The organism is Pseudomonas sp. UFMG81, assembly GCF_015354575.1.
In the GTDB taxonomy this organism is placed as follows: Bacteria; Pseudomonadota; Gammaproteobacteria; order Pseudomonadales; family Pseudomonadaceae; genus Aquipseudomonas.
Genome location: NZ_JACAFQ010000063.1, coordinates 16,627 through 27,008, shown reverse-complemented (window position 1 = coordinate 27,008; position 10,382 = coordinate 16,627). Strand labels below are relative to the sequence as shown.

The following is a 10,382-nucleotide window of genomic DNA, read 5'->3' as shown; positions in this document are numbered from 1 at the left end:
CGCGCACCGCCTCGATTCGCTGCTGCGCATGGGCTTTGCCGACGGATTTGTAGGCAGTCGGATGTAAGCGCACCCCCGCATACTTCATGGCCAAGGTTTCTTTGCTAAACCCCGCGTCCGACACAAACCTAGAAAGCTCACTGTCTGTCAGGTATTGGCTGTGAGGTCGCTGTTCGAGGTGAGAAATCAGATCAATGGTGGAAAAAGCCAGAAACTCCTCAAACACAGCCAGATGCTCAAGGTACTTTTTGGTCGTTTCGAGGGCTCTGCCCGAGTGCTCCATGGTGACGTATAGGTTGGGGTAGTACACAGGGATGTAGTCTTGCACCAGCAGCTTTCTTCGAGCAGCATTCACCACCAGCTCTATGACTTGGAAACCCATGTTGCTCCCTCATAAAACATAACTTTTCTAAGTATAGTCAGGGGCATCGGACAGCCAGCGAAAAACCTAACGTTTTATTTTCCTGTGTTTAAGCGCCTGTCTCTACCCCCTAAAGCACTGAAAATACAGGATTAAAGGAGAATCAAACCATGTCCAAAAGTGACAAAGCAGGCAAAACAGGCTCTTACGACTACCTGATGCCCAGCCTGCGCCGGTTGCTGATCGACCACACGCGCCTGGGCAAGATCTTCTACCGCCACCCGACCACCGATGACATGCAGCGCGACCTTGAGCTTGCCTGCACGCAACACGATCAGATGATCGAGGCGATCGAGCGCCGCGATCCGCAAACCGCCGGGCAGCTGGTGCGCGAGCACTTCGAGCTGTCCCGTCGCCGCATGGCCGAGTACGCGGCGCCCCAGGGAATGGAAGTGGCATTGGCCTTGACGTGACACTCACCGCCACCCCCAATCTTCCGGCAGGAGGCCGGAAGGGGCGGGCGTGATGAGGAACAGAAGCTAAAAACAATATCTGGTTCCTGACATGACAAAGATCACCTCGTTGCCCGCCGACGACAGTACGTGCGGTTGGTATCACCTGAGCAAAGGCCGGCGCATCAAGGCGCCGCACAGCGGCCACAGCACGGCGCGCTGGGTCGTGGTCGGTGCCGGTTTCACTGGCCTGGCCGCCGCCCGCCAGCTGGCGCTGAACTTCCCCGACGAGCAGATCGTGCTGCTGGAGGCACAGGACGTCGGTTTCGGTTCGTCCGGGCGCAACGCCGGGTTCGCCATCGACCTGCCCCACGACATCGGTGCCGACGACTACATCGGCGACATCGGCGTGGCCAGGACGACGCTCAAGCTCAACCTCAGTGGTCAGTCGTATCTCAAGGAACTGGTGGATCGCTACCAGATCGATTGCCAGATGAAGCACTGCGGCAAGTACCAGGCCGCCGTCGAACCCCGCGGCATCGCCGTGCTCGAGGCCTACCGCCGTGGCCTGGACAAGCTCGGCCAGCCCTACCAGATGCTCGAGGCCAGCGAACTGCCCGAGCACATCGGCACCCACTTCTACCGCAAGGCCCTGTTCACCCCGGGCACCTCGTTGATCCAGCCATCGGCGCTGGTCAAGGGCCTGGCCGACAACTTGCCGGCCAATGTCACCCTGTACGAGCGCACGCCGATCACCGAGGTCGAGTACGGCAACAAGACCGTGCTGCGCCATGCCTACGGTTCGATCACCACCGACAAGCTGATCCTCACCACCAACGCCTTCGGCATGAGTTTCGGTTTCCTCAAGGGCCGCATGCTGCCGGTGTTCACCTATGCCAGCCTGACCCGGCCGATGACGGCCGAAGAGCAGGCGCGACTGGGCGGCAAGCCCTACTGGGGGGTGATCCCGGCCGACCCGTTTGGCACCACCGTGCGCCGCACTCCGGACAACCGCCTGCTGGTGCGCAACAGTTTCAGTTTCAACCCCGATGGCCGGGCCAACCAGAAGTACCTGGAGCGTTTCGCCCTGCGCCATCGCGATTCGTTCGAGCGACGTTTCCCGATGCTCGGCGGCCTGCCATTCGAGTTCACCTGGGGCGGCGCGCTGGCAATGTCGCGCAACCACATGGGCTACTTCGGCGAGCTGGCGCCCAATGTCTATGGCGCCCTGTGCTGCAACGGCCTGGGTGTGACCCGCGGCACGGCCACCGGCAAGTTGCTGGCCGACTGGTTGGCCGGCGAGAGCAATGAATTGATCGATTTTGTCCTGAATGCGCCGGGGCCCTGTGCCAACCCACCGGCAGCGCTGGTGTCGCTTGGGCTGAACCTCAATCTCAAATGGGGCCAGTACCGCGCCGGGCAAGAAAGTTGACGTGAACTAAAGCGTTGTAACTGACGGTGTTATTCGCTGGGTAGCCAATACCCGGCCTGCGGTTTCTATTGCGTGCTGTTTCCGCTCGAAGTGCAACTTCGGGTGCCCGGTGCTGAAGTTTATTTCAGCGTCGCGGGCTCGTTCGGCCGGAAATCAGGGTGCGTTTGATGGTGGCAGGAGAAAACAATGACAACTAACAATGTATCTATCGAAGATGTACCGCTTAATCGCTTTCACCAATTCCTCACCGTGCGTTCCGGCGGAGGTTCCTTCGTCGACGGCTATGTACTGAGCATCATCGGCGTGGCCATGGTGCAGATGGCCGCGGGGCTTTCATTGAGCAGCTTCTGGCAGGGCATGATCGCCGCCTCGGCGCTGATCGGGATCTTCTTCGGTGGTTTCCTCGGCGGGTGGTTGACCGACCGCTTCGGACGCAAGCGGGTGTTCTTCGTCGGCCCGCTGCTGTTCATCCTGGCCTCGGTCAGCCAGTACTGGGTCGAGTCGGGGCTGGTGCTGTTTCTGCTTCGCTTTGTGGTGGGCATCGCGGTGGGTATCGAATACCCGGTGGCCACTTCGCTGCTGGTGGAATTCCTGCCCAAGAAGAATCGCGGCCCGCGTCTGGCCACCTTGACCATCCTCTGGTTTGCCGGTGCTGCCGCAGCCTACATCCTCGGCGATTTGTTGCTGCGCCACGGCGGGGATGATGCCTGGCGCCTGGTGCTGGCCAGCCCCGCGCTGATCGGTGCCATTTTGTTCCTGATCCGCCTGGGTACCCCCGAGTCGCCACGCTGGCTGCTCAGCAAGGGCCGCGCCAGCGAAGCCGAAGCGGTGATCAAGGGCGTCTACGGCAATGGCTTCTCGCTGCGCAACCTGCCCGAGGAGCCGGAGCAGAAGAAGCTCTCGTTCCTCAGCCTGCTGCACTCGGGCTATGGCAAACGCATGATGTTCGTCGCGGTGTTCTGGTCCTGCTCGGTGATCCCGGTATTCGCCGTGTACGCCTTCGCCCCGAAGGTGCTGGGCGCGCTCAACCTCAAGGGTGATTGGGCTTCGTTTGGCTCGGTGGCGATCACCTTGCTGTTCGTGGTCGGCTGCATCATCGCCACGCGCCTGATCAACAGCATGGGCCGGCGCAACATGCTGATCCACAGCTTCTTCTGGTCGGGCCTGGCCCTGCTGGGGCTGGGGGTGTTCCACGCCGGGTCCGAGCTGCTGATCCTCGGCCTGTTTGGCGCCTATGCGCTGTTCATCGGCGGCGCCCAGGTGCTGCAGTTGGTGTACCCCAACGAACTGTTCCCCACCGAAATTCGTGCCAACGCCGTGGGCGTCGGCACTTCGTTGTCTCGCGTTGGTGCGGCGGTCGGTACCTGGCTGGTGCCGATGGTGCTGGATAGCCACGGCATCGCCTTCACCATGTATGCCGCCGCCGCCGTCACCTTGGTCGGGTTGGTGGTGTCGTACGCCCTGGCCCCGGAAACCCGCTCGCTGAACCTGCAGCAGGCAGCGTCTTTGGCTTGATTCGTCACACCGCGCCGGGTGTGACCGGCGCGGCCTGAAACCTTGCGTTCACTGGAGAACCTCATCGTGAAATTCGAAGGCATCTACACCCCGGCAATCACCCCACTGGCCGCCGACGGCTCGATCGACAAGGCAGCCTTTGCCGATGTCCTGGAATACCTGGTGGAGTCGAAGATCCACGGCGTGATCATTGGCGGCTCCACCGGCGAGTACTACGCCCACACCACCCAGGAGCGCGTCGAGCTGGCCGCCCAGGCCAAGGACGTGCTCAACGGTCGCCTGCCGCTGATCGTCGGCACCGGTGGCATCCGCACTGAAGACGCGGTGGCCTTCGCCAGCCACGCCAAGGAGATCAAGGCCGATGCGCTGCTGGTCGGTACCCCGCCGTATGCGCTGCCGACCCAGCAGGAAATCGCCCTGCATGTCAAAGCGGTCGATGCCGCCGCCGGGCTGCCGATCATGCTCTACAACTACCCGGGCCGCATGAGCGTGAGCATGGGTGAGGAATTCTTCGACGCCGTGGCCGACGTGAAGAACATCGTCGCCATCAAGGAAAGTTCGGGCGACATGGCCCAGTTGCACCGCCTGGCCATCCAGCGCCCGAACATCCAGCTGTCGTGCGGCTGGGACGACCAGGCCCTGGAATTCTTCGCCTGGGGCGCCAAGAGCTGGGTCTGCGCCGGTTCCAACTTCATCCCGCGCGAGCACGTGGCCTTGTACGAGGCCTGCGTGATCGAAAAAGACTTCGACAAAGGCCGCCGCATCATGGGCGCCATGATGCCGCTGATGGACTTCCTCGAAGGTGGCAAGTTCGTCCAGGCGATCAAGCACGGCGTCGCCCTCAACGGCCTGAAGACCGGCGGCGTGCGCAAGCCGCTGCAAGACCTGGATGCTGCCGAGAAGCAAGAGCTGGCGCGGGTGGTCACCGAACTCAAGCGCAACATCGCCCAGATCACCGGAGGTGCCTGAAATGGCTGACCTGCTGAGCAAGGCTCAATACGCGGCCATCGCCGCCGACCTGCAACTGCGTACCCAAGCGTTTATCGACGGTGAATTCCGCGATGCGATCTCGGGCCGCACCTTTGTTACCACCAACCCGGCCACCGGCCAGCAACTGGCCGAAGTTGCCGCCTGCGATGTGCAGGATGTGGATGTTGCCGTAGCGGCTGCCAAGCGCGTGTTCGAAGACGGTTCGTGGGCCAAGCTGCAACCGGGTGAGCGCAAGCACATCCTGCTGAAATTCGCCCAATTGCTGGAAGACAACGCCCACGAACTGGCCGTGCTGGAAAGCCTGGACAGTGGCAAGCCGGTCAGCGAGTGCCAGAACGTCGACGTGCCGGAGACTATCCACACCATTCGCTGGCACGCCGAGCTGATCGACAAGATCTACGACAACACCGCCCCTACCGGCAACGCCGCAGTGACCATGGTGGTGCGCGAAGCCATCGGCGTGGTCGGCCTGGTGCTGCCGTGGAACTTCCCGCTGCTGATGCTGGCCTGGAAGATCGCCCCGTCGCTGGCCGCCGGTTGCTCGATCGTGGTCAAACCGGCCAAGGAAACCACCCTCAGTGCCCTGCGCGTGGCCGAGCTGGCGCACCAGGCTGGCGTGCCAGCCGGTGTGTTCAACCTGGTGCCTGGCGGTGGCCGCGAAGTGGGCGAGGCCATTGGCCGGCACATGGACATCCCGATGGTCAGCTTCACCGGCTCCACCGATACCGGGCGGCTGTTCCTCAAATATGCGGCCGAGTCCAACCTCAAGCGCATCGTCCTGGAGCTGGGTGGCAAGAACCCGGCCGTGGTCATGAACGACTGCGAAGACCTCGATGAAGTGGCGCAGTTCGTCACCGCCGGTGCGTTCTGGAACATGGGCGAGAACTGCTCGGCGTCTTCGCGGCTGATCGTGCACAAGGACGTCAAGGACGAGCTGCTGGGCCTGATCGGCAAGCACCTGAAGGACTGGAAACTGGGCGACCCGCTGGACCCGGACAACCGCCTGGGCGCGATGGTCAGCAAGGCGCACTTCGAGAAGGTCCGGTCGTACCTGGCGTACGCCGCCGAGCGCAAGCTCAAGGTGGTGCAGGGCGGCGAGACCGAAGCGGGTGTGTTCGTGCAGCCGACCATCGTCGATGGCGTGGCGCGTGACGACAAGCTGTTCGTCGAAGAGATCTTCGGGCCGGTACTGAGCGTGACCAGCTTCGAGACGATCGACGAGGCCATCGAGCTGGCCAACGACACCATCTATGGCCTGGCCGCCTCGGCTTACACCGGTAGCCTGCGCAACGCGCTGCGCCTGTCGCGGGAGATTCGCGCGGGGGTGGTGACGGTGAACTGCTTTGGCGAGGGCGATGCCTCGACGCCGTTCGGGGGCTACAAAGAGTCTGGATTTGGCGGGCGCGACAAGTCGATCTGGGCCCATGATCAGTACACGGAGCTGAAGACCATCTGGATCAATGCTTCGTAACCGAGCAGTACCGGTGCTGTTCTGACGGAGTTCGGCACCGCCACTGGCCCTATCGCTGGCAAGCCAGCTCCCACACCCTGTGGGAGCCGGCTTGCCGGCGATAGGGCCAGGCCTGCTTACTTGAACTTCGGCCCCGAGCGGGTATTCAAGCCCTTGGCCATGCGGTCATACAGCACCACATTCACCGTCGCCGCCAGGTTCATGCAGCCCTGGGTCGGAATATAGATGGTCTCTTCGCACCACCCCCGCACATCCTCGCTCAACGAGCCATCCTCAGGCCCGAAGATATAGATCGCCCGGTCCGGGTGAGTGTATTCCGGCAACGGCCGTGCGCCGTCCACCAGCTCCACCGCCACCGGCGTGCAGCCCAGCGGGATGATGCGCTGCAAATCGTCGATGCCGATCAGCGGAATGTCGTAGTGCACGCGCTTGGTGTCGGTGACGAAGTCGCGGGCGCGCTCGTAGCGCTTGCCGGTGTAGAACACCGAATTGACCCCATAGCAGCCGGCCGCGCGCATCACGGAGCCGACGTTCTCGGCGGATTTAGGGTTGAACAGGCCGATGCAGCTGTACCGTTTGTTCGCCACGTGTCGGGGCCCTTCGCAAAAAAAGAGCGCGATTATACGGGCTTGCCGACAGCATGGGGCGGGTGAATCGACGGTCAGTCTTTCTTCATCAGCGCGGCCAGGCCGGCGAACGGGTTGTGGGTGGCCACGGCGACCTTCGGCGTGCTCAGCGAGCCTTCGCCGAAATACTGCTGGTCGGTATAGCGCGAGTGCTCGTTGTCGTGGCAGTACAGGCACAACAGCTCCCAGTTGGAGCCGTCCTGCGGGTTGTTGTCGTGGTTGTGATCGCGGTGGTGCACGGTCAGCTCCGACAGGCGCTTGCCGGAGAATTCGCGGGTGCAGCGGCCACAGACGTGGGGGTACATCTTCAGCGCCTTGTCGCGGTAGCCCATTTCCTTGTCGCGCTTGGCGTCGGCAAGGATGCGGTCGAGGCGGGCGGTGGCGTCGGAGGTGGAGCTCATGGTGTTACCTTTTTTCTGATCAGGCTGAATGACGGTTATGTCATCGAGTCTAGCGCGGCTGTGGGGCGAGCGGACAGGCGAAATTGCGCAGTTCGGCCTAGCCTGTAGGAAGGTTTCTGACAGGAGGTTGCAGATGCTGCATGCGATCCTCACCACGCTGCTGTTGGCCATCGCACCCCAGGTCGATGCCGCCGGCCAGACTCGGCCGCTCACTCCTGCGCCCGGCGCCCCCGGCACGCCGACGCCCACGCCTTACCCGCAGATCACTCCGAGCACCCCGCCCAAGGCCGGCGGCCAGCAGCCCGGTACGCCGTTGCTGCCGCCCATGCCACTGCCGGGGCCACCGAAGGACCAGCCGTTGCCCGGGCTGGACCCGAATTCGCAGAAGCCGCCAGGAAAAGCCAATTAAACCTGCTGCGCCAGGCGCTGGCCGTCCTGCATGCGCAAGCGCTTGGACAACGCCACCGCCAGCGCGCGGATGATCCGTGCGGCGATGCGGGGGGCGTCGTTGAGCATCTTCTCCAGCGAGTCCTTGCCCAATGTCAGCAACTGGCAGTCGCTGGCCGCCACGCACGTGGCCGAGCGCCGCTCGCCGTCGAGCACCGCCATCTCGCCGAAGGCGCGGCCCTTGCGCAGGGTGGCGATCTCCACTGCTGCGCCGTTGCCGTCGGTCTTGCGTACCGAGACCACGCCGCGGTGCAGGATGCACATGAAGGTGCCGGCGTCGCCTTCGTTGAAAATGGTCTGGCCCTCGGCGATGGCGGTGAGGCTGAAATAGCCGGCGGCGCTGAGGAAGTCGCTGGGCTGCAAGGTGTCGAACAGGCCGCAGTCCATGAGCATGTCGCGGATTTCGGCGTTGAGGTGCTGGGTGTCGGGCATGGGTTGTTCTTCTTGGCGTATGTTGTCCGAGAGCTGTGGCGCATCACCGGGCCCTATCGCCGGCAAGCCGGCTCCCACAGGTACTGCACGGTGCACATCCTGTGGGAGCCGGCTTGCCGGCGATGGGGCCATCAAAGATGACGGCGATGGCTATGACAACGAAAAACGCGTTTTACACCACGCCCAGCTCATTGAAGACGAACGCATACTCCAGCGCCACGTCGCGCAGCCCCTGGTAGCGCCCGCTCATGCCGCCGTGCCCGGCGCCCATTTCGGTCTTGAGCAGCAGCAGGTTGTCGTCGGTCTTGTGCGTGCGCAGGCGCGCCACCCACTTGGCCGCTTCCCAGTACTGCACGCGGCTGTCGTTGTAGCCGGCGATCACCAGCATGGCCGGGTAGGCCTGGGCCTTGACGTTCTCGTAGGGGGCGTAGGCCTTGATCCGCGCATACACCTCGGGCTCCTCGGGGTTGCCCCATTCGTCGTACTCGGTGACGGTCAGTGGCAGTTCCGGGTCGAGCATGGTGTTGAGCACGTCGACGAACGGCACTTCGGCGATGGCGCAGCGGAACAGTTCGGGGCGCAGGTTGAGCACTGCGCCCATCAGCAGGCCGCCGGCACTGCCACCGCTGATGGCCAGGTGCTGGCTGTCGGTCACCCCCGTGGCGATCAGGTGCTCGGCGCAGGCGATGAAGTCGTCGAAACTGTTGTGCTTGTGTTCCTGCTTGCCCGCTCGGTACCAGGCTTCGCCCAGCTCACCGCCACCGCGCACATGGGCGATGGCGAAGGCCACGCCGCGCTCCAGCAGGCTCAGGCGGGCATGGGAGAACCACGGGTCGAGGCTTTCGCCGTAGGCGCCGTAGCCATAGAGGTAGAGCGGCACGCGCTTGCCTTGGTCGACGCGGCGGCGTACCAGGCTGACCGGCACCCGGGTGCCGTCCTTGGCCTGTGCCCACAGGCGCTCGCTGACGTAGTCGTCGGCATCGAACGCGCCGAGCACTGGGGTCTGCTTGAGCACCTGCTGCGCGCCCGTGTCCAGCTCCAGCTGGCGCACCTGGGCCGGGCGGTTGAGCGCTTCGTAGCGCAGGCGGATACGGGGGCTGGCGAACTCCAGGCTGTCCTGCACGTACAGGCTGTAGGCGGCGTCCGGCAGTTCGACGCGGTAGGGGGCCAGGCCTTGTGGACGTACTTCGATGATCGGCAGGCCACCTTCGCGCAGGCTCAGGGACAGCGCCGAGGCATTCAGGCTCACGCCTTCGAGCATGATGTCGTCGCGGTGCGCCACCAGCAGCTGCCAGTCGGCGCGGCTTGGCACGTTTTCCGCAGGAGCGTGGTACAGGGCGAAGTTGATGCCGTCCTGGTTGCTGCGGATGAACCAGCGCCACTGGCCATCGAGCTGGCCGTGGTCGGGGTAGTACTCGTGGCCCTCGACCCGCGGCGCCAGGCAGGTGAATGCGGCCTGCGGGGTGGCGGCGTCGAGCACCCAGGCTTCGCTGGTGGTCTTGCTGTTGAGCAGCAGCACCAACTGGCGCTCGGAGCTGGCGCGGTAGCAGTGCAGGAAGAAACGCCCGTCGGCTTCTTCGAACACGTCGGTGGCATCCGCCTCGCCCAGCGTGTGGCGGCGCAGGCGCCAGGGGCGGTGGGTGTCGTCCAGTTCGGCGAAGAACAGCGTCTGGCTGTCGTTGGCCCAGGTCATGCTGCCGTCGCAGTCATCGAAGGGCAGGGTGGTCAGCGCGCCGCTGGCCAGGTCCTTGACGTACAGGGTGTAGATTTCGTCGCCGCTGGTGTCGAGGCTGTAGGCCAGCAGGCGGTGGTCGGGGCTGACGTTGAACGCACCCAGGGCGAGGAAGCCGCCGTTGGCCAGGGCGTTGGGGTCGAGCAGCAGCTCTTCCTGGTGTTCATCGACCGTGTTGCTGTCATCCGCCGGGCGTGGGCAGCGGTAGTGGCGCGGGTACTCGTCACCGGCGGTGGTGCGGGTGTAGTACAGGTACGGGCCCCAGGGCGAGGGCAGCGACAGGTCGGTTTCGAGGATGCGGCCCTTGATCTCTTCGAACAGCTGCTCGCGCAGCGGCGCCTGGTCGGCCAGGCAGGCCTCCTGATACGCGTTTTCCGCGTTCAGGTAGGCCAGCACTTCAGGGGTGTCGCGGTCTTGCAGCCAGGCGTAGGGGTCGGTGCCTTCGGCTTGGTGGGCGATGGGCCGGGACAGGTAGACGCTGTCTGCGCCGGGAAAAGTGTTTATCATAGGCGTCTCTTCGCCT

General features: G+C 63.9%; 9 protein-coding genes and 2 pseudogenes. 6 read left to right on the top strand and 5 right to left on the bottom strand.

Going from position 1 to position 10,382, the window contains the following annotated elements; genetic code table 11:
- A pseudogene (locus IX761_RS26510) lies at positions 1–382 on the bottom strand (site-specific integrase); the annotation flags it as partial.
- 185 nt (positions 383–567) lie between these two features.
- Here IX761_RS26510 and IX761_RS26505 point away from each other — a divergent pair.
- The 5 genes and pseudogenes from IX761_RS26505 to IX761_RS26485 form a co-directional block, all read left to right on the top strand.
- Positions 568–834, top strand: a pseudogene (locus IX761_RS26505) (FCD domain-containing protein); the annotation flags it as partial.
- Between the two features lie 91 nt (positions 835–925).
- Positions 926–2,245: an NAD(P)/FAD-dependent oxidoreductase gene (locus IX761_RS26500; protein ID WP_194792436.1), complete on the top strand. Its 1,320-nt coding sequence runs from the start codon at positions 926–928 to the stop codon at positions 2,243–2,245.
- Positions 2,246–2,431: 186 nt separating this feature from the next.
- Positions 2,432–3,760, top strand: coding sequence for an MFS transporter (locus IX761_RS26495; RefSeq protein ID WP_194792435.1), 1,329 nt, complete (start codon positions 2,432–2,434; stop codon positions 3,758–3,760).
- Between the two features lie 66 nt (positions 3,761–3,826).
- Positions 3,827–4,729 (top strand): dihydrodipicolinate synthase family protein, encoded by a 903-nt coding sequence (locus IX761_RS26490; RefSeq protein WP_194792434.1) that lies wholly within the window; start codon positions 3,827–3,829, stop codon positions 4,727–4,729.
- A gap of 1 nt (position 4,730) precedes the next feature.
- Complete coding sequence (locus IX761_RS26485) at positions 4,731–6,221, top strand: aldehyde dehydrogenase (protein WP_194792433.1); 1,491 nt, start codon at positions 4,731–4,733, stop codon at positions 6,219–6,221.
- A gap of 116 nt (positions 6,222–6,337) precedes the next feature.
- Here IX761_RS26485 and IX761_RS26480 read toward each other — a convergent pair whose 3' ends face one another.
- Entirely contained in the window at positions 6,338–6,808 is a 471-nt protein-coding gene (locus IX761_RS26480) for an RNA methyltransferase (protein WP_046856681.1), read from the bottom strand.
- 74 nt (positions 6,809–6,882) lie between these two features.
- The gene (locus tag IX761_RS26475) at positions 6,883–7,248 is read right to left on the bottom strand and encodes a YajD family HNH nuclease (RefSeq protein ID WP_194792432.1); all 366 of its coding nucleotides are present in this window, start codon (positions 7,246–7,248) and stop codon (positions 6,883–6,885) included.
- Positions 7,249–7,381: 133 nt separating this feature from the next.
- Here IX761_RS26475 and IX761_RS26470 point away from each other — a divergent pair, with 133 nt between their 5' ends.
- The gene (locus IX761_RS26470) at positions 7,382–7,657 is read left to right on the top strand and encodes a hypothetical protein (RefSeq protein ID WP_194792431.1); all 276 of its coding nucleotides are present in this window, start codon (positions 7,382–7,384) and stop codon (positions 7,655–7,657) included.
- Here IX761_RS26470 and IX761_RS26465 read toward each other — a convergent pair.
- Both IX761_RS26465 and IX761_RS26460 read right to left on the bottom strand, forming a co-directional pair.
- On the bottom strand, positions 7,654–8,127 hold the full coding sequence (locus tag IX761_RS26465; RefSeq protein ID WP_194792430.1) for a cyclic nucleotide-binding domain-containing protein: 474 nt from the start codon (positions 8,125–8,127) through the stop codon (positions 7,654–7,656). The genes IX761_RS26470 and IX761_RS26465 overlap by 4 nt on opposite strands.
- A gap of 172 nt (positions 8,128–8,299) precedes the next feature.
- Positions 8,300–10,366, bottom strand: coding sequence for a S9 family peptidase (locus tag IX761_RS26460; protein ID WP_194792429.1), 2,067 nt, complete (start codon positions 10,364–10,366; stop codon positions 8,300–8,302).
- Between the last annotated feature and the right edge of the window lie 16 nt (positions 10,367–10,382).

What these genes read in the sequence shown, in the direction of transcription:
- IX761_RS26500 (WP_194792436.1), top strand. Translation starts at nt 926, where the DNA reads ATGACAAAGATCACCTCGTTGCCCGCCGACGACAGTACGTGCGGTTGG.
- IX761_RS26495 (WP_194792435.1), top strand. Translation starts at nt 2,432, where the DNA reads ATGACAACTAACAATGTATCTATCGAAGATGTACCGCTTAATCGCTTT.
- IX761_RS26485 (WP_194792433.1), top strand. Translation starts at nt 4,731, where the DNA reads ATGGCTGACCTGCTGAGCAAGGCTCAATACGCGGCCATCGCCGCCGAC.
- IX761_RS26475 (WP_194792432.1), bottom strand. Translation starts at nt 7,248, where the DNA reads ATGAGCTCCACCTCCGACGCCACCGCCCGCCTCGACCGCATCCTTGCC.
- IX761_RS26470 (WP_194792431.1), top strand. Translation starts at nt 7,382, where the DNA reads ATGCTGCATGCGATCCTCACCACGCTGCTGTTGGCCATCGCACCCCAG.
- IX761_RS26465 (WP_194792430.1), bottom strand. Translation starts at nt 8,127, where the DNA reads ATGCCCGACACCCAGCACCTCAACGCCGAAATCCGCGACATGCTCATG.
- IX761_RS26460 (WP_194792429.1), bottom strand. Translation starts at nt 10,366, where the DNA reads ATGATAAACACTTTTCCCGGCGCAGACAGCGTCTACCTGTCCCGGCCC.